Origin of the sequence: Idiomarina sp. HB (assembly GCF_048059115.1) — a bacterium.
GTDB classification, from domain to species: Bacteria; Pseudomonadota; Gammaproteobacteria; order Enterobacterales; family Alteromonadaceae; genus Idiomarina; species Idiomarina abyssalis.
On sequence record NZ_JAYLVU010000003.1, the window covers coordinates 59857 to 85056 of the forward strand.

The window sequence follows — 25200 nt, forward strand, 5'->3', positions numbered from 1 at the left end:
TACCTTAATTCATCCAATAGGGTTCACGTTTCAGAGCTGCTTTTCGCGAATACTCCAGCGCTTTCAACAAGGATTCTCGCTGCACCTTTTGCCATTCCATTAACTTTTCATCAATTTCGTCGTCACGTTCTTTGATACGCTCATGCAAAATATGCAGGGCCGTAATTTCGCGGATGCCTCTTGCTAAATCTTGCCACGGCAAACGGAATTTTTCCCTTAAGTCAGGATCAAACAAATGACCGAAGCACGTCCCCATAAGCAAGCTGTTTTGCAGGGGTGTCAGCAATTTCAGATAGCCTTCTTCATTTAATCTTTCGTGCTCTGAAAAAGCGGTCTGCACAAGTTGCCAGTCACTTTTCAATAGCTGGCTGCTCCAGGGCAAAACTGGCTGCTCTAACTCTTCGGTCATTTCTTCTTTGAAAAGAAATTCAGACAGTTCCAGTAGCGTTCTCTGATAGCTGACTGAGTGAACCAGCTCCGAAACTTCCGTCAGCCTTATCACATCCTCCTGGCTATTAAGCAGCGACTCATAAAGCTTGTTATAGCGCTTAAGCGCACGATGATAAGCGCCATCTTCAGCGGTTAGTTCATCCAGCCCTTCAAAACGTTTTAACCACTGCAGCTTCGACATTATTTGCGAGATATTGGTCAGTAGCCGGCGCTCTCCTACACCATTTTCAATCAACTGTTCCAGTACAACCTGCACCATTTGAATACCATCTGCCATGCCCTGTACGGCTCTTACACTGGGCTGAAACTCCAGACAGGCTTCATTGTGCTGCCAATGACGTAGCCCGGATTCTAACGACCGATATAATGCCTGACCGACATTATATTCCGACTTTAGCGGTACGTAATGCATCTGCGTAAATGGTTCAAGCAGGCTTTTCCCTGCTAATAAGTAACCTCTTGCAGCTTTACTGAGCGAGCCTACTCTCGCACCCGCTTTTTTAACCAGTTCATTTGCCAGTCGATAGGCCTCAGTTAAAGAGCCCTTTTGCACTTCAAGCTCAATTTCAGCTATCGGCTCACGTTGCTCCCCGGACTCAATATAGCCATCATCAAAAACCATCTCGATAACACCTTCACCACTGGGAAGTCGCCATTGAGTGCGCATAAAGTCAGTAACAAACAAGGTATCTAAGTCGCGCTGAATATCGTACACCGGGAAGTCATCCGGCCATATTTCGTTGTCAAATAAGGTTAAGTCAGGCTTGTCCTTGTCAACATTAACATTGTACTCGGGCCTTTGATGCATGCCGCCCATAACCCGGCCAGCCAATTTGATTGTTTGCTCTTTATGATCTTTATAGCTACGTATCCGTAATCCAATATCGAACTGACGTAAACGCAAATCGGATGTGTCAAAGTAAGCGTTTGTAAGTTCAAACTGCTCTTTATTGGGCTTAGCCTGATTAGCATCCGCCAACGACTGGCAGACTTCGAGTGCTTTTTCTCGTTGTTCCGGAGCAATCAGTAATTTGAGCTCAACTTCTTGTGACATAAATCGATTCCGATGCGTTTAATAAGTTAGATTAAAGGTACTGGCTTGGCGGCTAACGGTCAACAAACACGGGCATTTAGTTCACTTGACACTAAGGGTGAAAAGTTGCAACGTGAGATCCGACCATAAAGGGTCTTTACCAGCGCAATAATAAGCTTATACTTGCGCTGATTCCCAACGTTGGGGAAGCACGCCGAGCTTCGGCCTGGCTATACAGGAGATGCTATGTTCAAAGCGAGTGAGGTGCTATCCAAACAGCATCAGGCTGAGGACTTAAAGTCCTTACAGCAGGCAATTACTGACAATTATATTGTTGACGAAGATCAATATATGCGTGAGCTACTGCCGCTGGTTCCTGCCGATGATGAAACGGTTAGCGCAGTTACCGAGCGCGCAGCTAAATTAGTTGAGCAAGTGAGGGAACGGGCAGATAACGGCGTTGTTGACGCCTTTTTGCAAGAGTACAGCCTGGATACTAAAGAAGGTATCATTTTAATGTGTCTTGCCGAGGCACTATTACGTATACCCGATGGTTATACAGCAGACGCATTAATTCAGGACAAACTTTCCGGCGGCGACTGGCAAAAGCACATGGGCCAGAGCGCCTCATGGTTAGTCAATTCCGGTACCTGGGGTCTGGCACTGACAAACAGTGTAACGAACCCCACCGGCAAGCCAATGGAAACACCACGCGGTGCTTTTCGACGCCTTATCCGTAAGCTCGGCAAGCCGGTCATTCGCAAGGCGACGTACACCGCCATGCAAATTATGGGTAAGCAGTTTGTGCTGGGACGCAGCATTGAGGAAGCCCTGAAAGAAAGTCGCGACAACCGCGACAAAGGTTATACTCACGCTTACGACATGCTTGGTGAAGCCGCATTAACGATGAAAGATGCGAACTACTACAAGCAGCAGTACGTCAACTCAATTAAGACCATTACCAAAGAAGAATTTAATAACCCGGATGCACCACGACCGACCATTTCAATCAAGTTGTCGGCATTGCACCCCCGCTATGAATCGGCCAACCACGAACGCGTACTGACTGAGCTTGCCACCACCTTAACTGACCTGGTTAAGCTGGCAAAAGAAGCTGATGTTGGTGTGACCATTGATGCCGAAGAGGCCGACCGCCATGAGCTGTCACTGGAGTTATTTGAAAAAGTCTATCGCAGCGGTGTTTGCAAAGGCTGGCCTCGGTTTGGTCTGGTGGTCCAGGCCTATTCAAAACGTGCCCTGCCAACTTTATGTTGGATAACAGCTCTGGCCAAAGAGTGTGGCGACGAAATACCGGTACGCCTCGTTAAAGGCGCCTATTGGGATAACGAAATTAAGTGGACTCAGGAAAACGGTCTGCTCGGCTACCCTGTATTTACCCGCAAGTCTCATAGTGATATTTCTTATCTGGCCTGCGCACGCTATTTGTTAAGTGACGATACCGACGGAGCTATTTATCCGCAGTTTGCTACTCACAATGCGCAAACCTTTGTGGCCATTGAACAGATGAACGAAACTCATAAGCGGCGCATTGAATATCAACGCTTACACGGCATGGGTGACAGCTTATACGACACCATAATGGAGCAGAATCCGGGCATGGTTGTTCGCATTTATGCGCCAGTTGGCCCGCACAAAGATTTGCTGCCGTATTTAGTTCGTCGTCTGTTAGAAAACGGTGCTAACTCGTCGTTTGTTCACAAACTGTTAGATTCAGATACGCCAGTCAATGAGCTGGTTGAACACCCCATGAAAACGGCTTCAGGTTACGAAAAGTACGCAAACAGCAAAATTCCACTTCCCCCTCAAATGTATGGGGATCGCACAAATTCGTTAGGATTGAATATGAATATTCACTCACAAGCAGATGATTTTATTGCAGCGGTTCAACAGTACCGCGACAAACAGTGGCAAGGCGGTCCCATCGTTGATGGAAAAACCGTTGAAACCGACCACCATGTCAGTATTACCAGCCCTCAGGAAACAGCTAAACAGGCTGGCCGCATTTACTGGGGCGATAAAAAGCTTTCCGAGAAAGCGCTACAAAGCGCCAACGCCGCCTACAAATCCTGGCGCGACGTGCCGACCGAAGAGCGTGCACAATGCCTGGAAAAATTCGCGGATCTAATGGAAGCTAACCGTAACGAACTGATCGCTTTATGTTCAGTCGAAGCGGGCAAAGGCTTACAGGATGGTATCGACGAAGTTCGCGAAGCCGTAGACTTCTGTCGCTATTACGCCAACCAAGCCCGTGAGCTAATGGGTAAACCCATTCAGCTGCCAGGACCAACAGGCGAAGACAACGAGCTGTTCGTTGAAGGTCGAGGCACCTTTATCTGTATCAGCCCATGGAACTTCCCGTTAGCAATTTTCGTCGGTCAGGTTGCGGCAGCGTTAGTTACCGGTAACTCAGTTATTGCCAAACCAGCAGAGCAGACTGGTTTAATTGCCTACCGCGCGGTGCAGTTAGCTTTAGAAGCAGGTATTCCGGGCAACGTATTGCACTTTATGCCAGGTAGTGGTGCCGAGGTCGGCAGCTACTTAACCAGCCAGGAAGATATTGGCGGTGTTTGCTTCACCGGCTCAACCTATACAGCTCAGGCAATTAACCGTGCATTAGCGGCACGAACAGGCCCAATCGTCCCTCTGGTTGCGGAAACCGGTGGACAGAACGCCATGATGGTTGACTCAACCGCTCTGCCAGAGCAGGTTGTCACCGACGTAGTTGCCAGCGCCTTCCAGAGCGCCGGACAACGCTGTTCAGCTCTGCGCGTTCTCTTTGTGCAGGACGACGTGGCTGATCGTATTATCGACTTGCTACGCGGTGCTATGGAAGAATTGCAGGTTGGCGACCCATTACTGCATGAAACCGATGTCGGTCCGGTTATTGATGGTATCGCCAAAACCAACCTGGAACAGCACATTTCTGACATCCAGCAGGCGGGACGCTTAATTGCGCGCGCACCTCTGCCTGATTATGCTATGGGTGGCACCTTTGTCGCACCTACGGCGATAGAAATTGACAGTATTAGCCAACTGGTAAAAGAAAACTTTGGCCCAATACTGCACGTGATACGCTATAAAACCAGCGAAATTGATGAGGTTATTGACAGCATCAACAACACCGGCTTCGGTTTAACCTTTGGCATTCACAGCCGGAACGAAACCTTTGCATACGATGTTGCAAGCCGAATCGATGTGGGTAACGTCTACATTAACCGTAACCAGATAGGCGCAATTGTCGGCGTGCAACCATTCGGTGGTCGCGGCATGTCAGGTACCGGGCCAAAAGCTGGTGGTCCACACTACCTTACTCGCTTCATTACCGAGAAAACACGCAGTGATAACATTACTGCTGTTGGTGGTAACGCAACGTTATTGTCTTTAGACGATTAAAAGCAAAGTAAGGTACAAAAAAGCCAGCGAGGAATCGCTGGCTTTTTATTTTACTCTTCGTAATTTTTCAATTCTATTTGGTAGTCATCCAACTGCTGCCTGAGGCTATCATTAAAAACGATAATAATTTCCTGCCGACGTCCTTTTTCATCAGCAAAACTCAACCCGGCCAGGTCTTTCTCGTATAGGTGTAATACCGGTGGTTTCTCCAGCCGATAAGTTCTGGGAGGCAAAATCAGGCGCTTTTCCGTCAATTCAAGGTCACGATAAAACGCAGCCGGCTGCAATGGTCTGAACTTAACGACAATTGCCGTAACAATCGCCATAGTCAGCAGTGCCCCGGTGATGATAATCCACAAGGGAACTGCATCGCCAATATAAATTGCCATCCATATCGCCAAAAAGAAGCCGCCCCAGGCTTGGGGCCGGCGACTGTCACGATAAAACGTCAGTGCTGTTTCTTGTGATTTTTCGTTTTTAGAAGTCATCGTCACTATGTAAGTAAAGGCTCTCACTGCCGTCTTTTATCGCTAAAGCCAGGCTATGAATACGTGGCAGAATACGCGCAAAATAGAAGCGGGCCGTTTTTGTTTTGGTTGCCAAATAGGGTTTCTCGTTTACCAGTGGCTCAGCTGCTATCGCCATCTTCAACCACAAGTAAGCGTAAGAAACATAACCCACCAGATGCAGATACTCAACCGCTACGCTGTTAACAAGGTTTTCATCGCCCGCGGCCTTTTGCAGTACTTCCTCGCTGACACCATTCAGTATATTCAGCGCCTGCTGCAATTGCTCACGCTGCTTGATCCATTCACTGCCGGTCGCCGTTTCATCCAGAAAACCTTGAATTTCTTCATTAAACGGCTGCAATAGTTTGCCTTGCGAACCAAACACTTTACGACCCAATAAGTCCAGTGCCTGAATACCGTTTGTGCCCTCATAAATTTGCGCTATACGAGTATCACGAACCAACTGCTCCTGACCCCACTCCCGCACGTAACCATGACCACCAAAAACCTGCTGCCCGTGAACCGTGCACTCCAGTCCGGTGTCAGTTAAAAAGGCTTTAGCGACAGGTGTCAATAACGCAACCATCGCGTCTGCTTTTTGTCTAACCTGCTCATCTTCGGCGTATTTCGAGCGGTCGAGCTGCTGACCCACCCAGGTTGAGAACGCGCGGCCGCCTTCAGTAAGCGACTTCATGGTCAGCAGCATACGGCGCACATCGCCGTGCACTAAAATTGAATCGGCTTCGGCCTGGTCGTTGCGAGTTGCTTTAGCGCCACGTCCCTGAATGCGATCTTTAGCGTATTCCAAAGCATTCTGGTACGAACGCTCTGCAGCTCCCAGCCCTTGAATGCCAACTCCCAGACGCTCGTAGTTCATCATGGTGAACATAGCAGGCAGCCCGCGATGAGGTTCACCGACCAGCCAGCCTTTTGCGCCGTCAAAATTCATGACGCAGGTGGCTGACCCATGAATACCCATCTTGTGTTCTATTGAGCCACAGCTAACAGCGTTACGCTCGGTCAGGTTGCCTTGTTCATCAGACAAAAACTTAGGCACCACAAACAACGAAATGCCTTTTGTACCTGCCGGAGCATCAGGTAATTTGGCCAACACTAAATGAACGATATTCTCCGCTAAATCGTGTTCGCCACCGGTGATAAATATCTTAGTACCGCTGATAGAAAAACTGCCGTCCTCAGCTGGTATCGCTTTACTGCGAATAATACCTAAATCTGTTCCGGCATGAGATTCTGTCAGGCACATAGTGCCGGTCCACTCACCTGAAACCATGCGCGGTAGATAATGATTCTTCAGTTCGTCACTACCATGCGAGTTAATTGCCATAATAGCGCCGGAGGTTAAGCCCGGGTAAAGAGAAAAGGCGATATCGGCGCTACAAAGCATTTCTTCGTATTGAGCCGACAAAGACTTAGGTAACCCCATGCCGCCAAAGTCCGGGTTAGCTGTTACGCCAACCCAGCCGCCTTCAGCTAACTGGCGAAAGTTCTCTTTGTAGCCTTTAGGAGTTGTTACTACCCCATCTTCAAATTTAACGCCTTCCTCGTCGGCTTCACGGGCCAGCGGCGCTACTAAGTTTTCAGCAACCTTGGCACCTTCATCCAAAATAGCACCGGCAGTTTCAACATCCATCATGTCGGCAAGTTCAGGGGTTTGCTGCCAGTCGTCGGCAACTCGGAATACATCGTGCAGGACAAAGTCCATATCGTCGCGGGGAGCTCTGTAGTCAGCCATATCATTACCTCTTGTATGAATCACAGGGGCATTCAAACAAATAATTCAAACGCCTGTTTAAACTTTATCGCACAAGAGTATGAATCCCTTTGCGGGATGTCAATAATTTCTACGGTTGCCAGTCTTCTAAAGCGGCTTGTGAGAATGCTTGTGAATCCATCACCAACACCACTTTCTGCGGCTCTATTCTCAGAATAGTCAATTGATTCAGCGCATCGCCCTCGTATAGTCGCTGGCCATTGAGTTCAATCCATCGCTGGGACGCACTGGAACGGTACATATGGCTATCGTAGCTAAAGGCTGGCACCTGTCGCTGAAATGAACGCGAAAGCTCACCTAGTGGCGGAATAACGCTTGTATCGGCATTATCATTATTGTTACTACCGGTATCATTCACTGCGGCTTCAAAACGCTCTAACAAGTCGGGCGACACGGCAGATAAATCGAGAGCTTCACGCTGTGGTTCTGTTTGTTCGGGCTGAGACGCGCCCGTGGAAGCTGGCTCTGGCAACTCTGAGCTCTTAGCAACCTCTACTGTTTCCTCTTGCGGTTCAGCATCCCAGCTTATCGCTTCAACGGTTTCTGTTTCCCCCCAACTAAAGCGCTCCGCCGCAACAGTTTCAGGCTCTGGTTCTTTCGCGAGCCACTGAGCGGTTCCTGCCCCCAGCACTCCCCCTGCAACAATTATTGCGGGCCATATTAGCCACCCCCAACGTCGGGTACTATTGTCGGTAGCCATTAAAGACGCGTCTAATATTGACCGTTGCTTTAATAGCGGCGACTGCTGTTGCTTTAATGCTTTTAATAAGGAGGACATGACTAACTCTCTTTACTCGCTCTTTTATTCAATCTGGGCCCAAAATCTGAAGCTCTTGAGGCCAGCCATGCCATCGTTGCTTCATCCAACTTGCCGGTCACACGAAGTCCCTGGCTCTTTTGCAACGCTTTAAACTGCTCCTCAGATGACTTTTTTTGCCATTCTGAACTTACATGTTCGCGCACTTGTTCACGCACCCACTGTTCTTTTTCATCTGGACTTTCTGCCAGCGGTTTCTGGTACAAAATTAAAAAGGCACCATTCCAGCCGTTAGTGTCTATAGCCGTACCATCGGTAACCAGATTCGCCATTTTGTCGCGTTTATAAAGTAAGGCCGGGTAATTAATACTGCGCAACTGTTGCAGGCTTTGCCGTAACTCCAGGCAAGCAAGGTCATATTGTTCTACCCACTTGCAAAAATCGGTGTCTAACGGAGGCTCTGGTAAACCCCATACACTGGCCAGCTCTTGCGCTGCCTTATACTGCATGGTGGTTGTCCTGTCCGGCTCAGGGGCCGTTTCTCTGACCAGGCTATAGCTTCCTATAGCACTGGCCACGAATAAGATAAGTGCGCCAGCCCAACGCCAGAAGGGTGACTGGTGCTTAACACCGCTTCTTCTGTCGGCCGGACCATTGAGCTCGGCATGTGCTTGTTGTAAGTGCCGTGGTAAAACTTCTGCACTTGATTCCGTATAGGCCGCCAGTAGTGCCCGGTCGCAATACAGGTTTAATAAACGGGGAATCCCCTGAGTCATTTGATGCGCTTTACGCGCCGCAGCTGCACTGAAAAGTGGCCGGTTCGCTCCTGCCACCTGAAGTCGATATGCAATATAACGTTGAGTATCGGCTTCTGTCAGCGGCAAAATATGATAACGGGCGGTAATACGCTGTGCCAGTTGACGCAGCTCCTGCCTGCGCAATAAATCCTGAAGCTCTGGCTGACCAATTAAAATCACCCGCAATAATTTCCGATCATGAGTTTCTAAATTGGTTAACAACCGCAACTGTTCCAGCACTTGCGGGCGCAAATGCTGAGCTTCATCAATAAGCACCACACACTGACGACCTTCATCATTGGCTTTCAGGAAAAACTGGCTGAGTTTGTCAGTCAAAGTTTTACGAGTGGCGGAGCGCTTTTGATAACGGATACCAAACTCATCGCACAAACTGGCAAGCAGTTCGTCCTCATTCAGCATCGGATTCAAAATAAAGGCGGTTTCAGTCGACTCAGGTAGTTGTTCCAGCAACGCCCGTGACACCGTGGTTTTTCCTGTGCCCACTTCACCGGTCAGTAAAATAAAGCCACCACTACCCTGCAGCCCTTGCGTAAGGTGCGCTAAAGCCTCCTGATGCCGTTCACTCAGGTAAAGGTAGTTTGGGTCTGGGGCAATAGAAAAAGGCTCTGCCTGAAGACCAAAATAGTTTTGATACATATCGGTCCGCTACTGTGCTGATGTTATTATTTGTCCAACAGTGTAACGACTTGCTTGCACATCGACCAGTGATTCGACATGATCATGCCAAACAAAGTTGAGGTGAACAGTGGAAGTCTATTTAGTCGGTGGTGCAATACGCGACAAACTCCTTAAATTACCCGTGCATGAACGCGACTGGGTGGTTGTTGGCGCCCGCTCAGAAGAGCTGCTGAACCAGGGTTTTCAGCAAGTAGGTAAAGACTTCCCGGTGTTTTTGCATCCGGATACGCATGAAGAATATGCGTTAGCCCGTACCGAGCGAAAGTCAGGCAGAGGTCACACTGAATTTACCGTTTATGCCTCGCCAGAGGTTACTCTTGAGCAGGACCTTGCTCGTCGTGACTTAACCATTAATGCCATTGCTGAAAGCGAAGACGGAACAATTATTGATCCTTACAAAGGTGTACAGGATCTTGAAGCCCGTAAACTGCGACATGTGTCAGAAGCTTTTACAGAAGATCCTCTACGAGTTTTGAGAGTTGCGCGGTTCGCGGCTCGTTTTGCACATTTAGGGTTTAGTGTGGCTGCAGAAACCCAGCAGCTACTGCAACAGATGTCGGAGAGCGAAGAGCTCAGTCACTTAGTTCCCGAGAGAGTCTGGAGAGAATGGGAAAAAGCACTGTTAAGCGAAACACCTTCCGTCTTCTTAAACTTACTTAAAAGTATCGACGCACTGCCCCAGGTTTTACCGGGTATCACGGCCGGTGATAGCCAGCTGCAAAGACTCAACAGGACTTCAGCTTATTCAGACTCGGCAATACTGCGTTTTGCCTGTTTATTTGTAGAGCAAAAGACACCCGATGATATCAAGCAGTTTTGTCGCCGACTGGCTATTCCAAACCACTATCGCGATGCCGCGACCCTTGCCAGGAATAATGAGCTCTTTATAACCCAGGCTAAGCTTCCTGAGGCAGAGTCGCTTTCGGCCACTTTAAAACAAATTGACTACTGGCGACGCCCGGAGAAACTCGGGCAGTTACTTCAATTAAGGGAAGCCGAGTTTAGTCGGTCAGAACAAAAGACAACTATTGATAAGCAGCACCAAAAACTGCGCTTAGCTGCCGAGAAAGCGTCAGCACTTAGTTCTCAGGCTTTGCAGCAGCAGGGACTCACCGGTAAAGCTCTGGGCAATGCACTGCGTGAACAGCGCGAGCAAATACTTGCAGAGGCGCTGGTTTAACCCTCCAGCCAGCCAGTATTTTCAAGAGGCTCTAACTGCTGCGGCGCCTGCTTATTGGACTCCTGATACTGTTCCCACAGCTGCTGATAACTGACTTCCAAAACAGGATGCAGGAGATCGCCGGCAATTTCAGCTAACGGCCATAGAACAAAAGCGTTTTCAAGGATCTCAGCACGTGGTAATTGCGGCTGTTGCGCTCGTATTACATCATCATAAAGCAGCACGTCAATATCCAGCGTCCGTGGACTGTACTTGGCACTTTCAGGCACTCGTCCATTTTGCTGTTCAATGCGCTTACACTCGGCTAAAACCTCGGTAACAGATCGGCTTGTTTCCACCTCTACCACCAGGTTGTAAAAATCACTGCCGGAAAATCCAACCGATTCACTGCGAAAAATTCGTGAACGCTGACGCCAGCCAAAGCTTTCGGCAATTGCTTCTAAGCCGGCACGAATGTATTTTTCACGATCCGTATTAGAGCCTACCCCGAGAAAAACTTGCGCCACAACCTTACCTCTTACCCAAACGGACTATCAAACACGCTTCGTCGAACCGTAACCGCAACATTTTTCGCATTGGGCACTGCCCCGGGCTTAGCTACGCGCACTTCAACATTCTGAACACCAAACTCATTCAGAATTAAGGTAGCAACCCCTTCAGCAACGGTTTCAATTAACTGTCTCGGCTTCTCTGCCACCCAGGCCGAAACCCGTTCGCTGACCAGAGCGTAGTCTAAAGCGTCGTCAATATCATCAGTGGTCGCTGCGCGCTGGTTGTCCCAGCTCATTTGAATATCCAGCACTAACTGCTGTTTTTTTTCTTTTTCCCAGTCGTAAACGCCAATAATGGTTTCTATGGTTAGACCCTCAATACTGACGACATCAATATCTGCTTGTTCCATTTGTGTTAACCCGTGGTAATTGCCCAAAAAACCGCTTATTCTATGGGCATTGACTTTTAATCGCAGTCTACCTTAACCAACGAGGGATTCGTACCCCATGACAGCGCTTACTTTACTGATGATACTTTCAGCCTACCTTCTGGGCTCTATCAGTAGCGCTGTGGTTATCTGCCGGCTATGGGGGCTGCCTGACCCACGCAAAGAAGGCTCTGGTAACCCTGGAGCAACCAATGTTTACCGGGTGGGCGGAAAAATTCCCGCATTATTAACTCTTTGGTTTGATGTTTTAAAGGGTATGGTTCCGGTATGGGGGTCTTACTTTCTCGGCATTGAACCATTTTTCCTTGGCTTAATTGCCGTTGCTGCCTGCCTTGGTCATATCTTCCCGCTTTACTTTCACTTTCGTGGCGGCAAAGCCGTAGCGACCGCCTTAGGGGCAATGTTTCCTGTGGCCTGGGAAATGGCCTTATTGCTTATTGTGACCTGGTTATTGGTTTTCCGTATAAGCCGGGTATCATCCCTGGCTGCTCTGGTAACCGTTTGTCTGGCACCGTTTTATGCTTATTGGATAAAACCCCAATACACGGTGCCGGTTATTATGATTTCACTATTGATCCTCTGGCGTCACCAGGCCAACATTTTACGCTTATCCTCCGGTAAGGAGAAAGCCTTTAAACGGCGTCGCTAACCTTCGCCATGGGTTTCAAGTCTGTCATTGGCCACCTTGGATGTGTTTTTACTGCCAGTGACTCACGTTCTCCCGCTTGTAAACGCAGTGCGCCAGCTAAAGCAATCATCGCACCATTGTCGGTGCAAAACTCAGTACGGGGATAAAACACCTGCCCATTTTGCTTTTGCAACAAAGCCTCAAGTTTGGCGCGTAAGTGTTTATTGGCACTGACACCACCAGCAACGACTAAACGCTTGTAGCCAGTTTCTTTTAATGCCCGGCGACATTTGATCACCAAGGTATCAACCACCGCATCTTCAAATGCCCGTGCAATATCAGCCAGGGTCTGCTCGTCATTATCATTAGCGGCCAGAGTATTAGCTGCGGAAGTTTTTAAACCACTGAAAGAAAAATTAAGGCCTGGTCTGTCTGTCATTGGTCTGGGGAAAGTAAACCGGTCACTGTTACCTTGTTCTGCCAGAGCGGCCAGTCGCGGCCCCCCCGGATAATCCAGCCCCATCAGTTTAGCGGTTTTATCGAAAGCTTCGCCAGCTGCGTCATCGACGGATTCACCCAGCAAATGGTAATCGCCTATGCCTTTTACCTGCACCAATTGAGTGTGACCACCAGACACGAGCAAAGCAACAAACGGGAATTCGGGTTGGTTCTCTTCCAGCATAGGAGCCAGCAGATGCCCTTCCATATGGTGAACACCCACTGCAGGCAAGTTCCAGCCGAAAGCTAAACTACGGCCAATGCAAGAGCCAACTAACAGAGCCCCGACTAACCCCGGCCCCATAGTATAGGCCACACCATCCAATTGCTGATGCGTAATACCGGCTTCTTTAAGCGCTGCCTTAATTAACGGCAACGTTTTACGCACATGGTCACGAGAGGCAAGTTCGGGCACCACACCCCCGTAGTCCGCATGCAATTTAACCTGAGAATACAGCTGGTGTGCCAGTAACCCTTTTTCAGTGTCATACACCGCAACCCCTGTTTCATCACAGGAGGTTTCAATACCCAATACCCGCATAACGCTAACCACTTCAGTTCTTTATCGACAATTGCTGCCATTTTACCTGATTTTTATTCGCATGACTCGCCTTACGACCAAAGTTATGCCACTTTATGAAAACACAAAAACAATAAGGGTTTAAGCATGAGACAACTGGTTTCACTTCTGTTTATTCTGGCCTTAACAGCCTGCCAGACATCACCTGCAGATCACACCGAATTTACCTGGCAGGATGCTTCTGTAACTGAGCTTCAGCAAGCCATGAACGAAGGTCAATTAACTGCCGAACAGCTCACACAGTATTACCTGCAACGCATCCACCAAAACAATCAGCAGGGTCCCGAACTAAGAGCGGTAAATAGCCTGAATGAAAACGCATTAGCTGATGCCAAACGGCTGGATAAAGAGCGCCAGCAGGGAAAAGCTCGCGGTCCGCTGCATGGTATACCGGTTCTTCTGAAAGACAACATTGATACCGCCGACGGCATGCCAAACACCGGAGGCTCGCTTCTGTTTGCAGAAAATTATCCGGAAGATGACGCATTTTTAGTGCAACAACTGAGAAATGCCGGTGCGATTATTCTGGGCAAAGCCAACTTAAGTGAGTGGGCTAACTTTCGTTCAACGCGTTCAAGTTCAGGCTGGAGCGCCATAGGCGGTCAGGCCGTAAACCCTTATGACAGAACCCGCTCAACTTGTGGTTCAAGTGCCGGTTCCGCTACTTCAGTCGCGGCAGATTTCGTTGCTCTATCGGTCGGTACGGAAACCGATGGTTCGTTAGTCTGCCCTGCAGCTGTTAACGGCATTGTCACCATAAAACCAACACTGGGACTTATCAGTCGCGACGGCATTATTCCTATCGCACACAGTCAGGATACCGCAGGTCCAATGGCACGCACTGTCACCGGCGCTACCTTGATGCTCGATGTAATGAAAGCACATGACTCCAGCGACCCTGCCGGCTACAGCAGTGAAACAACCTTTGCTTCTCATTTAAAAACAGACGGGCTACAAGGCAAACGCATTGGCGTGGTTCGTAATTTAATGGGATACAACGAGCTACTGGACAAACAATTTGAACAACAGCTTGAGATTCTGAAAGCTCAGGGTGCGCAACTTGTTGATGTCGAAATGCCAACCTATGGCGAATATGGCGGTGACGAGTTCACAGTACTCCTGTATGAATTTAAGAATGACATGGCTTCGTACCTTGCCGAGACCCAGCTTCCTTACCGCAACCTCGGCGATATGATAGAAGCCAATAATGAACTGGCTGAACAAGAGCTTTTATTATTTGGTCAGGAGCTTTTTGAAATGGCCAATGCGCAGGAAGATGAAGCGGCTTATCAGCAGGCCCTGGCTAACAGCAAAAAGCTGGCCGGTAAAGAAGGTATTGATACCATGCTTAGCGAAAACAACCTTGATGTACTCATTGCTCCAACAACCAGTCCGGCGTGGAAAATTGACCATGTTCTCGGAGACAATTATTCAGGCTCGGCCAGTTCACCAGCGGCAGTCGCCGGGTACCCGCACATAACCGTGCCGATGGGTTACATTCAAATAGGTGACGAACCGGCTCTACCCGTTGGAATGAGCTTTTTTGGAGCAGCACGTTCTGAAGCAATACTGATAGAAGCGGCTTTTGCTTACGAACAAGCCACACAACACCGTGTAGCTCCTAATCTGGTTGCAACTGACTAAGGTTAAGTTTACGACTATCGAGCGGCCGGCCATCAATGTCTCTAAGCGTTAATACCAATTCCGGCTGCTCTTTCCATATCACTTCAATTTGACCATAACGGCTTTCCGTAAAAGCCTTTCCGTCGCGATAACTTGACTGGTAAGGGGTATCACCGTCAAAGTTAATAGTACCCGGAGTTACCTGCCATAGTGGGTAAGAAAGAAACTCGTCAGACTTTGCAAATTCACCAAAAAACCTATCGCCGCTGGCCAAGAGTAAACCAGAGGGCTTCAGCTCAGTTAACAATTCTTTTAAGCGTTTTTGTTCACGTTTATAGAGCGCCCAACTGTCATAGCCGTTTGCTGGAGCCAGTACCGGTGTCGCACTCATAATAATACGCACCTCAGCTGGCTTTTGTAACTGTTCAGCAAGCCACTGCCATTGTTTGTCACCCAGTAAGGCTCCGGTATTATTTGCCTGATAAGGGCCTAAGTCAGAATTAAAACGGCGCGTTTGGCGCTCCATCCAACCTACGGTAGTGAGTGGATCTCTATTCCAGCGCCCATCGAGCACAATGACTTGAACACGTTGCGGTTCATTACCAAAAATCACGCTTTTAGCAATACCGTGCGTCTGAAAAAGTCGTTCTGAAGTTGCTGGCTCACGCCAAAAGGTCAAAAAGTGATTTCGGACGGCATAGCGATTCGGGTTATTCTTGCCACTGTTGCCACCCAGGCTGTAATCATTGCGATTCCACACAGACATTACTGCCGAGTTGCGGCGTAAAACCCTCGGCCCCCGGTAACGGTTAAAAACCTCGTAGGCATCGAGTAGGTCATCCATATCATCAGCATCGACATCAACCGTGTCGCCCAGAAAAACAAACACTTCAGGCTGTGCATGGTTAACGGCATCCCAGATTTCCTGTCGACTGGTATGGTCAATGCAGCAACCAAAAGCCACTCGTGTCGATTGTTGTGCCGACACACTGGACGCAAAGGCCAGCAATAAAAACAGCCAAACACTCCGTATTTGCATCAGAAATCCTCTTTATTCACCGCGCAGCGGCGCGCCTCACTTGCTTCTATATCGCCACGTGCAACCAATTTCTTGAGCGCCTGATCCAATGTTTGCATGCCACGCTCTGCCCCTGTTTGTATGGACGAGTACATTTGCGCCACTTTATCCTCACGAATAAGGTTCTTGATAGCGGGTGACGACAGCATAATTTCATGGGCAGCGACGCGACCACCGCCAACACGCTTCAGCAGACTCTGTGAAATTACTGCACGTAAAGACTCCGACAGCATAGAGCGGATCATGGGCTTATCATCCCCCGGGAACACATCAATTATACGGTCAATGGTTTTTGGCGCCGACGTTGTATGCAAAGTACCTAATACCAAGTGTCCTGTTTCAGCGGCTGTCATGGCTAAACGAATGGTTTCCAAATCGCGCATTTCCCCTACCAGGATAACGTCAGGATCTTCACGCAATGCAGAGCGAAGCGCCGCACTGAAACTTCGCGTATCCCGGTGTACCTCGCGCTGACTGACCAGACTTTTCTGGTTGTCGTGAACAAACTCTATCGGATCTTCGATAGTCAAAATATGTAACGACCTGGTTTGGTTTAAATAATTGACCATAGCCGCTAAGGTCGTTGATTTACCGGAACCCGTTGGCCCGGTCACCAAAACTAAACCACGGTTGGCACTGACAATGTCTTTAAATATTTCAGGAGCGTCCAGTTGTTCCAGTGTGGTGACTTCACTGGGGATCATACGAAACGCTGCCGCAATACCTTTTCGTTGTGTGAATACATTCGCCCGGAAACGCGCAATGCCTTCAAGCTCGAACGAAAAGTCACACTCAAATTTTTCTTCAAACTCCTGCCACTGACCTTTGCTCATCACCTCAAACAACATATCTTTCAGCTCGTCGGGCTGGTGCTCGGGTTGATTTAATGGCCGAATGTCCCCATCCACTCTAATCATAGGAACACTGCCGGAAGACAGATGTAAGTCCGAGGCATTTTGTTTCACACTAAAGGCCAGTAATTCGTTAACATTCATATATCTTATTCCTGAATCAGTGAGATGACGGTGGCAATGACAACTAAGGTATCAGAAAAGATAACAAATAATCTTGCGGAAATACGTCAGCAATTGCGGATTTTAGCCGAAGAGTCGCAACATGGGCAGTCAGTGAAACTGCTAGCCGTGAGTAAAAAACACTCTTTGGATGCAATAAAAGCCGCAATTGCCGCCGGACAAATGCATTTCGGCGAAAACTACGTTCAGGAAGCGGTTGATAAAATCACCCAGCTAAAAGAACACATACCCGACCCGGTCCAGTGGCACTTTATTGGACCGATTCAGTCCAATAAGACAAAAGATATTGCTCAGAACTTTGACTGGGTACACAGCGTGGAGCGGAAAAAAATAGCTCGCCGCCTGAATGAACAGCGCCCAGACAGTCTCGAGCAACTCAACATTTTACTACAGGTGAATATTGACGACGATGGCAACAAGTCGGGTCTGGCGCCAGAGCAAGTTAAAGAATTAGCTGAGTATGTGATGAGTTGCTCAAAGCTTAAATTACGCGGCTTAATGACCATACTCAAAGCAGGAACAACGGAAGAGCAACGCAAGCAAAGTTTTCAGCACATGTTTCGCCTTTATGAGCAACTGCAACAAACCTGTGGCGAGCAAATTGATACCTTATCCATGGGGATGTCGGGCGATATGCGACAAGCAGTGCTTGAGGGTGCTAACATGGTACGTATTGGAACAGCAATTTTTGGAGAACGGGAGTCCTAATGAACGACATTCGCAATATTGCCTTTATCGGCGCAGGTAACATGACACAAAGCATTGTCGGTGGTATGTGTAAAAGCGGTTACCCTGCTGACAAAGTCTGGGTCAGTAACCCCAGCGATGCCAAATTAGAGAAAATGAAGTCGGAGCTGGGCGTTAATACCAGCAATGACAATCTGGAAGTTGTGAATAATGCTGATGCTATCGTATTGTCCGTTAAGCCTCAGTTAATGGCAGAAGTTTGTGCTCACTTACGTGAAAATGTCCACAACCTGACCGACAAACTAATTATTACCATTGCTGCGGGTATTCGTATTCCGAAATATCGCGAGTATTTAGGCGAAAACATCCGTATTATCCGCGTTATGCCCAATACGCCATCATTGGTTGGCCAGGGCATGTCGGGGTTAGTCACAGACAACTCAGTGGACGATGCCGATAAAAACTTTGTCACAGAAGCATTTAACGGTGTAGGTGAAACCCTCTGGGTTAGTGATGAAGATCAGCTCGATATTCTCGGTGCTGTTGCCGGAAGCGGACCAGCTTACTTTTTCGAGTTTATGGACAGCCTGGCGAAAGCCGCAACCGAGCTTGGCTTTGATGCAGAGAAAGCTCGCGCAATGGTTCAGCAAACCTGTTTGGGCGCCGCGCAAATGGCTAAAGAAAGTGAGTTATCATTGGAAGACTTGCGTAAACAAGTCACCAGTAAAGGCGGCTCAACAGCTAAGGGTGTTGAAGCCTACCAGGACTCTGACTTACACGGCATTTCGGAAAAAGCCGTAAAAGCAGCGGTAAACCGTAATCAGGAAATGGCGAAACTCTTCTAGGAGTCACTATGAATAACGCCCTCACATTTTTAGTCGCCACCCTAATTGATCTGTATCTGATCATTGTGCTGTTGCGACTCTGGATGCAGTTAACCCAGGCAGACTTTTATAACCCGGTCAGCCAATTTGTGTATAAAGCAACACAGCCCGTTGTCGGACCGCTTCGTAGCTTCATGCCAATGATAGGTAAGCTGGATACTGCCAGTTTAATATTTGCGCTAGCGCTAGGCATGTTGAAAGTGGCAGCTTTGGTCTGGCTAAATGGTCTGGCTGTGGGTCCACTGGTTATTGTCATTCAGGGCATACTAACAACCATTAGCAGCCTGCTGTCGATGCTGTTCTGGGTATTGATAATCCGCGCCATACTCAGTTGGTTCTCACAGGGGTATAACCCGGTAGAAGCCATGCTGCATCAAATTACAGAGCCTCTGTTAGCACCTTTACGTAAAGTTATTCCGCCAATTGGTGGCTTAGATTTATCGGTACTGGTTGTTATTATTGCCCTGCAGTTTTTACGAATATTAATTGGCGTTTAACGTTACTGGTGGAGGATAAAGTGATGAGTAAAACATTCTTTGTTAAGACAGTAATAGCTATGTCCATGCTGCTCTCTGCCAGCCTTATGGCTGAGCAAAAAAAGACTCTTGGTCAATGGGATGTTCACTACAGCGCTTTTTCCTCCACCTTATTAGCTCCGGCAGTAGCAACGCAATATGACTTAACCCGAAGCGCCTCAAAAGGTGTACTTAATATTGCCGTGCTCGACAAACAAACTCAAAAAGCACAAACCCCTGGCGTTACCGGGCAAGTTATTAACCCGCTGGGCCAAATACAGGAACTCGAGTTTCAGCAGGTAACAGAAGGCGATGCCAGTTACTATCTGGCACAGTTTAATTACACCAATGCCGAAACCCTGCGCTTTACTATTGAAGTTGGTGACCAGCAAACGCTTAAATTTAACCAGGAGTTTTGGTTAAACGACTAGCCTTTTACCGGCTTGACACCAATTGACTGGATATCGCCTTTGTCACTGACTTTTCGTACGGTCAGAATAACATCACCTAAACGTATGGTGTCGCCAATAACCACTCGCCGGTGGAATTTCAGCAAGAAATAGTCGGATATCGTCGTGCTCAATAAACCTTCGTTAAGTTCCCCCACAGGGTAGAAGCTACCGACATCGGCCAGCGTCAGATCGCCACGTAACGTGAAGTCACCAAAGAAGTCTTTTTCTGATACCTTTAAGCCTTTACCACCTGATGCAAGAATTCGACTGACCTCGTCAATATCTTTCACCGTAGCAGCCACCAGCAAACCGTCACCTTCTTCAACCATGGGCTGGGTTTCCGGCTGCAACCATTCGCCGTCGCGGATCAACCCAACGAAAGTGGCAGGCGCAGTTAACTTCAGCTCTTTCCAGGTATGGTCACAGGCAGGTGAGTTTTTATCAATGCGATAAAGCCAGACCTCCAGCGCCTCTTTACTGGGCACAGATGATAGTGGCATACGTTGCTGCGGTTTTGCTTTTAACGGCACTTCCAGCCCCAGCCAGCGCGCTACCGGCGCAATACTCCAGCCCTGAATAATCAATGAAATCATTACCACAACAAAAGCAATATCGAAGTAAAGCTCCTGATTTGGTACGCCACTCAGCCATGGGAATAAAGCCAAAATAATGGGGACGGCTCCTCTTAACCCCACCCAACTAATAAACACCTGCTCTCGCCAAGGAAAGCTAAAGGGCAATAAACTCACCACCACCGCCAACGGACGAGCAATAAATATTAGAGTAAAGGCAATACCAATTGCGACCGGTGCGTTAGCGACTAAGTAAGAAGGAACAACAAGTAATCCGAGAATGAGGAACATCGCTATCTGGCTGAGCCACGCCAGCCCGTCCTGCACCTGCAGAATATGAACCAACTGAGGCAACCGGGCGTTACCAATAACAAACCCCATTAAATAAACAGCCAGAAAGCCGCTGGCGTGCAGTTTCGCCGTTAATGCGTAAATGGAGATAGCACAGGCTACGGCCAATAAGGGGAAAAAGCTAAAGCTTAACGGCAGTTTTCGAGCGGCAATAATGAATAGCCGCCCACCTAACCAACCTATTGTCAGACCGCCAATTAACTGCCAGACAATATCAAGACCTATCCAATACCAATCTGGAAAACTGCCACTGGCTACGGCGCCGGTCATCGTTAAAGTCAGAATGACCGCCATTGGATCGTTACTGCCCGACTCTATTTCAAGTGTTGAGGCAACCCGCTCTTTAATTTGTAGTCCTCTGGATTGAAATATACCAAACACCGCTGCCGCGTCAGTTGAGCTCAGTATCGCCCCCATAAGCAAAGCTGCAGGCCAGGGCAAAGAAAACCAATAAACAGCGAGGGAGGCAACTAAGGTACAGGTTAAGGCAACACCTATTGTTGCCAGGCTAATGGCAGGCCACAAGGCGACCCGAAAGCGTTCTGGGTGAGTTCGCATCCCCCCGTCAAAAAGGATAATGACCAGAGCAGCAGAGCCTATAAAAAAGGCGATATCCGGATTGTTAAACTCGACTCCCAACACTCCTTGTTCACCGGCAAGCATGCCAACTAACAAAAAAGTCAGTAGTACAGGGGCTCCCAGTCGATTGGAGGCCACAGCGGCTAAAATGCTGACAACCAACAACAAGCCACACAGTAAAATCAAGGTGTTAGTCGAATCCAAATAGAATCTCCTTATCTCTGTCTCTGCCTATTTATCATAACAGGTTTAACTTAGACGCTAATGTAAGATTTCAAATCCCGTTAAAACCCTTTATCCTGTGCCTCTTAATAATGAGTGTACAGGTCCGTTTTATGAAGCCACAAAAAACTTTGGTACTGGCTACCGGTAATGCAGGTAAAGTTGCCGAGTTACGTCATATGTTAAGTCAAACGAAGGCTACTGCCGACTGGCAGGTCCGCCCACAGTCCGACTGGGACTTCACTGAAGCTGACGAAACTGGCACCACATTTGTCGAAAACGCCATTATTAAAGCGCGGCATGCGTGTCAACAAACCGGGCTACCCGCTATTGCCGACGATTCAGGTCTTGCCGTTGCAGCGTTAAACGGCGCACCGGGTGTTTATTCTGCTCGTTATGCCGGCTCCAATGCGACAGACTCCGATAATATCAATAAATTATTACAGGCTTTAGAGGGTGTTGAAGAGCGTCAGCGACAGGCTAGCTTTCATTGCGTATTGGTCTATATGCAAAGTGCAGAAGACCCAACGCCAATTATCTGCCAGGGCCGCTGGGACGGACGCATATTAACAAAGCCAGTCGGTGAATATGGTTTCGGCTACGACCCCGTTTTTTGGGTTGAAGAAAAAAATGCTTCAGCCGCACAACTTGATAAAACAGAAAAACAAGCGCTCAGCCATCGTGGTCAGGCTCTGAAACAACTGCTTGAGCAGCTCACTAAATGACTTACCCACTGACGCTTCCGCCGTTATCTCTGTATATACACATTCCATGGTGTATTCAGAAATGCCCTTACTGCGACTTCAACTCACATAAGCTAACGGGCGATGTGCCCGAAGCAAGTTATGTCGGCCGTCTGCTGGAAGATCTAAGGGCCGACCTTGAGTGGGTACAGGAACGAGAAATTCGGTCTATTTTTATTGGCGGAGGCACACCCAGTGTACTCTCGGCTGCAGCAATACAACAATTAATGGACGGTGTGCGGGCAACAGTAACCCTGAGTTCTGACTGCGAAGTAACCATGGAAGCCAACCCGGGTACTTTTGAGACCGAAAAATTCTCCGCGTTCGTTGCTGCCGGCATAAATCGATTGTCTATTGGCATTCAAAGTCTGCAGAAGCACCAACTGCAGCGTCTGGGGCGTATTCATAACCCGCAGCAGGCAAAAGAAGCAGCCAGACACGCAAGTCAGTTACCGCTCGCCAGCTTTAACCTTGACCTTATGCATGGACTGCCGGACCAAACCGTAGAGATGGCATTAGATGACTTGCGTCAGGTCATCGCGCTGAACCCTCCACATATTTCCTGGTATCAGTTAACTATTGAACCTAATACCCTGTTCGCAAGCCAGCCGCCTGAGTTGCCTGACGATGACACCTTATGGGAAATTTACCAACAGGGTCATAAGCTTTTGGAAGCGGCCGGTTATCATCAGTACGAGGTGAGTGCTTATGCAAAACCGAGTCACCAAAGCCGCCACAATAAAAACTATTGGCAGTATGGCGATTACTTAGGCATTGGCTGCGGAGCTCACAGCAAAGTCACACTTCCACAGCAAAATAAAATTCTGCGCTGTGAAAAGATAAAGCACCCTAAAGGTTATTTAGACCTGACTAAAGCTCTGCGTTATCAGTTAAAAGAAGTTGCAATTGACGACCGTATGTTTGAGTTCTTTATGAATCAGTTCCGCTTACTGGAACCAGTCAGCAAACATAACTTTGAACAGACTACCGGACTTTCCGCCGACTTAGCGTCAGAACACTTGCGTAAGGCAAAATCTCTGGACTTGGTAACTGAAAACACACAGCACTGGTGTTTAACACAGCAAGGCCACCGCTTTCTGAACTCAGTTTTAGATACGCTTCTGGATTAACCCAGAAGCGTATACCATTACTTAACCTGGAACTGTAAATCCCAGACGCCATGCCCTTTACCTTCGCCCCGGCGTTCAAACTTGGTTTTGGGTCGACTTTCTGGTCTTGGCACGTAATCTCCTGAAGCTGATAAATTGCTTAAATCAGAGGCTTCATTTAACACCTCCAGCATGTGCTCCGCGTAATTTTCCCAGTCTGTTGCCAGGTGAATAATCCCACCAGACTCTAGTTTCTGAGTTAATAAGCTCAAAAACTCTGGTTGCACTATACGACGTTTATGGTGACGCTTTTTATGCCAGGGATCAGGGAAGAAAATCTGAACGCAGTTTAGGCTTTTGTCCGGAATACACTGTTTCAACACCTCAACGGCATCTTCGTGAAATACCCGAAGGTTGTCTATCCCCGCTTCTTCGACAGCCATAAGACAGGCACCAACACCAGGCTCATGAACTTCGATACCAATGAAGTCGCGCTCGGGGGCATTAGCAGCCATTTCAACCAGTGAGTGCCCCATACCAAAGCCGATTTCTAGAGTTACAGGGGCCTTTCGATGAAAAACCTGGGCAAGATCCAACCGACCACTATCCAGCGTTAAGCCAAGAGTCGGCCAAAGGCGCTCAATTGCAGTTGCCTGCCCTTTCGTTAGCCTTCCTTCTCTTTTAACGAAACTCCGAACTGTTCTGACATACTTACCCGCCGCTGCGGCTTCTTCGGCACTTTTAAACTGGCTCATGACTTTCCTGACAATTAGTGACTTAGCTAATACCAAAAAAACAGGCCTGAAAAATCAGGCCTGTTTACAGTAGAGCTATTATCGCTATTTCAAGCAATCAATACAATTGGTATTAACGTGTTTTAGGTACACGGTTAACAACTTTCAATGTTGCTTCAATACGACGGTTTGTTTGACGATCAGCCGCGCTGTTTTCACGAACTTTAGGCTGAGATTCACCATGTCCTTTAAAGTCGACTCGGCTTCTGGCGATACCGTGCTTTTCAACCAACGCGTTAGCAACAGCTTCTGCACGACGCTCAGACAACCACTGGTTGTACTCAGCCTCACCGGTGCTGTCGGTGTGTCCATGAATAGTAATATCGAGTTGTGGATGCTCTTTCATGAACTCCGCCATTTCATCGATATCATTCCGTTCGCCACTACGAATCTCAGATGAATTCAGGTCAAACTCAACAAGTAATTCTTCAGTGATAGTCTCGCTCTCGTATAAAATGCAGCCGTTCTCATCCACTGAGTAGTTCTTAGGCGTATTTGCGCAATTGTCTTTAGAATCAACAACGCCGTCACCGTCTGAATCTACAGGCTCTGATTCTGGCTCAGGTGCTGCTTGTTGAGGTTCTGGCTGTGGCTCAGGACGAGGTCTTGGCTCAGGGCTTGTATCACGTCCGCCGAAGAACCACTGCAAACCAATGTTTGCAAACATTTCGGTGTAGTCTTCTTCCCAACCACGCTGGGCTCCACCTTCAATCCGCCACGCAAGATTATCGTTAATAAAGCTACGGTGACCGAGAGTTAGGCGAGCTGCGACATCGGTTACATCACCAATTTCAGTATTATTGACACCTAAACCGGCATAAAAGCTGTTATTAAAGTGATACAGCGCATCAACACCATAGCTGTCGCCATAGCCATCGCCACCGCCAACTAAGTCAGCTTCCATGTAATCGTAATAGATACGGGCTTCCCATGCCTCTGTAAACATCATGCCAGCTTCAATACCTGAGGTGATGGTTTTGAAACCGTCATCAACAAAAAATAACTGCTGATTTTTGACCGCAACGCGATCATCATCAGCAGAAAAGACGCCCAAACGCGCACCCAGATAAAAGTCGTTTTGCTCAACCTCAGTCTGCTGTGCAAAAACCGGAGCAGTTAACCCGGCGGTAAGCAAAGATAAAGTAATTAGGTTTAAGGTTTTCATTGCAAAGCTCCTTTTAATTGCAATAACAATCATGCTCGGAATATGAGACACTGTGTATGTCATAAAGAATAGTACATTCTTGAAATTAGTCATTTTTATTTGCAGAGATTTACAG

At 48.1% G+C, this 25200-nt stretch carries 23 protein-coding genes; 10 read left to right on the forward strand and 13 right to left on the reverse strand.

The genetic code is table 11. The features are described 5' to 3' along the window. Positions 1-4 precede the first annotated feature (4 nt). Complete coding sequence (locus VBY75_RS09650) at positions 5-1504, reverse strand: inorganic triphosphatase (RefSeq protein WP_222235652.1); 1500 nt, start codon at positions 1502-1504, stop codon at positions 5-7. 225 nt (positions 1505-1729) lie between these two features. Between VBY75_RS09650 and putA the strand changes: the two genes are divergently transcribed. Beyond that, complete coding sequence (gene putA / locus VBY75_RS09655) at positions 1730-4897, forward strand: bifunctional proline dehydrogenase/L-glutamate gamma-semialdehyde dehydrogenase PutA (protein WP_416512235.1); 3168 nt, start codon at positions 1730-1732, stop codon at positions 4895-4897. Between the two features lie 50 nt (positions 4898-4947). Here the strand turns inward: putA and VBY75_RS09660 are convergent, their stop codons facing one another. The 4 genes from VBY75_RS09660 to VBY75_RS09675 all read right to left on the reverse strand — a co-directional run bounded on the left by VBY75_RS09660 (position 4948) and on the right by VBY75_RS09675 (position 9409). Next, complete coding sequence (locus tag VBY75_RS09660; protein WP_416512237.1) at positions 4948-5385, reverse strand: hypothetical protein; 438 nt, start codon at positions 5383-5385, stop codon at positions 4948-4950. Then, the gene (locus VBY75_RS09665) at positions 5375-7159 is read right to left on the reverse strand and encodes an acyl-CoA dehydrogenase C-terminal domain-containing protein (protein WP_416512239.1); all 1785 of its coding nucleotides are present in this window, start codon (positions 7157-7159) and stop codon (positions 5375-5377) included. The genes VBY75_RS09660 and VBY75_RS09665 overlap by 11 nt, the downstream gene beginning before the upstream one ends. A 109-nt stretch (positions 7160-7268) precedes the next feature. Continuing rightward, a complete protein-coding gene (locus VBY75_RS09670) occupies positions 7269-7976 on the reverse strand; it encodes a general secretion pathway protein GspB (protein ID WP_416512241.1) in 708 nt (235 codons plus the stop codon). Between the two features lie 2 nt (positions 7977-7978). After that, positions 7979-9409 carry an ExeA family protein gene (locus tag VBY75_RS09675; protein WP_416512243.1) on the reverse strand — a complete coding sequence of 477 codons (1431 nt, stop codon included), beginning with the start codon at positions 9407-9409 and terminating at the stop codon, positions 7979-7981. A 109-nt stretch (positions 9410-9518) separates the two neighbouring features. Between VBY75_RS09675 and VBY75_RS09680 the strand changes: the two genes are divergently transcribed. Next, positions 9519-10631, forward strand: coding sequence for a multifunctional CCA tRNA nucleotidyl transferase/2'3'-cyclic phosphodiesterase/2'nucleotidase/phosphatase (locus VBY75_RS09680; RefSeq protein WP_222235658.1), 1113 nt, complete (start codon positions 9519-9521; stop codon positions 10629-10631). Here the strand turns inward: VBY75_RS09680 and folK are convergent. Then, positions 10628-11137, reverse strand: coding sequence for a 2-amino-4-hydroxy-6-hydroxymethyldihydropteridine diphosphokinase (gene folK / locus VBY75_RS09685; RefSeq protein ID WP_222235659.1), 510 nt, complete (start codon positions 11135-11137; stop codon positions 10628-10630). The two genes, VBY75_RS09680 and folK, sit on opposite strands and share 4 nt — an antisense overlap. Positions 11138-11148: 11 nt before the next feature. After that, positions 11149-11532 (reverse strand): dihydroneopterin aldolase, encoded by a 384-nt coding sequence (gene folB / locus VBY75_RS09690; RefSeq protein WP_126783000.1) that lies wholly within the window; start codon positions 11530-11532, stop codon positions 11149-11151. A gap of 97 nt (positions 11533-11629) precedes the next feature. On the opposite strand from folB, the gene plsY reads away from it, so the two are divergent. Then, positions 11630-12220, forward strand: a complete 591-nt coding sequence (gene plsY / locus VBY75_RS09695) for a glycerol-3-phosphate 1-O-acyltransferase PlsY (RefSeq protein WP_222235660.1) — start codon at positions 11630-11632, stop codon at positions 12218-12220. On the opposite strand, the gene tsaD is transcribed toward plsY, so the two are convergent. Then, positions 12204-13238 (reverse strand): tRNA (adenosine(37)-N6)-threonylcarbamoyltransferase complex transferase subunit TsaD, encoded by a 1035-nt coding sequence (gene tsaD / locus VBY75_RS09700; protein ID WP_278356598.1) that lies wholly within the window; start codon positions 13236-13238, stop codon positions 12204-12206. The genes plsY and tsaD overlap by 17 nt on opposite strands. Before the next feature lie 126 nt (positions 13239-13364). On the opposite strand from tsaD, the gene VBY75_RS09705 reads away from it, so the two are divergent. Beyond that, positions 13365-14921 (forward strand): amidase, encoded by a 1557-nt coding sequence (locus VBY75_RS09705; protein ID WP_222235661.1) that lies wholly within the window; start codon positions 13365-13367, stop codon positions 14919-14921. Here VBY75_RS09705 and VBY75_RS09710 read toward each other — a convergent pair. Further along, positions 14899-15939 carry a phosphodiesterase gene (locus tag VBY75_RS09710; RefSeq protein WP_271331797.1) on the reverse strand — a complete coding sequence of 347 codons (1041 nt, stop codon included), beginning with the start codon at positions 15937-15939 and terminating at the stop codon, positions 14899-14901. The genes VBY75_RS09705 and VBY75_RS09710 overlap by 23 nt on opposite strands. Further along, positions 15939-16973 carry a type IV pilus twitching motility protein PilT gene (locus VBY75_RS09715; RefSeq protein ID WP_054489217.1) on the reverse strand — a complete coding sequence of 345 codons (1035 nt, stop codon included), beginning with the start codon at positions 16971-16973 and terminating at the stop codon, positions 15939-15941. The genes VBY75_RS09710 and VBY75_RS09715 overlap by 1 nt, the downstream gene beginning before the upstream one ends. 36 nt (positions 16974-17009) lie before the next feature. Here VBY75_RS09715 and VBY75_RS09720 point away from each other — a divergent pair, with 36 nt between their 5' ends. The 4 genes from VBY75_RS09720 to VBY75_RS09735 are packed head-to-tail and all read left to right on the forward strand — an operon-like array spanning position 17010 to position 19529. Further along, the gene (locus tag VBY75_RS09720; protein ID WP_416512248.1) at positions 17010-17720 is read left to right on the forward strand and encodes a YggS family pyridoxal phosphate-dependent enzyme; all 711 of its coding nucleotides are present in this window, start codon (positions 17010-17012) and stop codon (positions 17718-17720) included. Beyond that, a complete protein-coding gene (gene proC, locus VBY75_RS09725; protein ID WP_199495112.1) occupies positions 17720-18544 on the forward strand; it encodes a pyrroline-5-carboxylate reductase in 825 nt (274 codons plus the stop codon). The genes VBY75_RS09720 and proC overlap by 1 nt, the downstream gene beginning before the upstream one ends. Before the next feature lie 8 nt (positions 18545-18552). After that, the gene (locus VBY75_RS09730; protein WP_278357939.1) at positions 18553-19080 is read left to right on the forward strand and encodes a YggT family protein; all 528 of its coding nucleotides are present in this window, start codon (positions 18553-18555) and stop codon (positions 19078-19080) included. A 23-nt stretch (positions 19081-19103) separates the two neighbouring features. Beyond that, on the forward strand, positions 19104-19529 hold the full coding sequence (locus VBY75_RS09735) for a DUF4426 domain-containing protein (RefSeq protein ID WP_054489224.1): 426 nt from the start codon (positions 19104-19106) through the stop codon (positions 19527-19529). On the opposite strand, the gene VBY75_RS09740 is transcribed toward VBY75_RS09735, so the two are convergent. Beyond that, a complete protein-coding gene (locus VBY75_RS09740; RefSeq protein WP_416512251.1) occupies positions 19526-21256 on the reverse strand; it encodes a potassium/proton antiporter in 1731 nt (576 codons plus the stop codon). The two genes, VBY75_RS09735 and VBY75_RS09740, sit on opposite strands and share 4 nt — an antisense overlap. A gap of 131 nt (positions 21257-21387) precedes the next feature. On the opposite strand from VBY75_RS09740, the gene rdgB reads away from it, so the two are divergent. Beyond that, a complete protein-coding gene (gene rdgB, locus VBY75_RS09745) occupies positions 21388-21999 on the forward strand; it encodes an RdgB/HAM1 family non-canonical purine NTP pyrophosphatase (protein WP_199495116.1) in 612 nt (203 codons plus the stop codon). Then, positions 21996-23147 (forward strand): radical SAM family heme chaperone HemW, encoded by a 1152-nt coding sequence (gene hemW / locus VBY75_RS09750; RefSeq protein ID WP_199495117.1) that lies wholly within the window; start codon positions 21996-21998, stop codon positions 23145-23147. Before rdgB ends, hemW begins: the two co-directional genes overlap by 4 nt. A gap of 17 nt (positions 23148-23164) precedes the next feature. Here the strand turns inward: hemW and trmB are convergent, their stop codons facing one another. Further along, the gene (gene trmB / locus VBY75_RS09755) at positions 23165-23881 is read right to left on the reverse strand and encodes a tRNA (guanosine(46)-N7)-methyltransferase TrmB (RefSeq protein WP_199495118.1); all 717 of its coding nucleotides are present in this window, start codon (positions 23879-23881) and stop codon (positions 23165-23167) included. A 112-nt stretch (positions 23882-23993) separates the two neighbouring features. Continuing rightward, positions 23994-25085, reverse strand: a complete 1092-nt coding sequence (locus tag VBY75_RS09760) for an OmpA family protein (RefSeq protein ID WP_416512255.1) — start codon at positions 25083-25085, stop codon at positions 23994-23996. Positions 25086-25200: the final 115 nt, after the last annotated feature.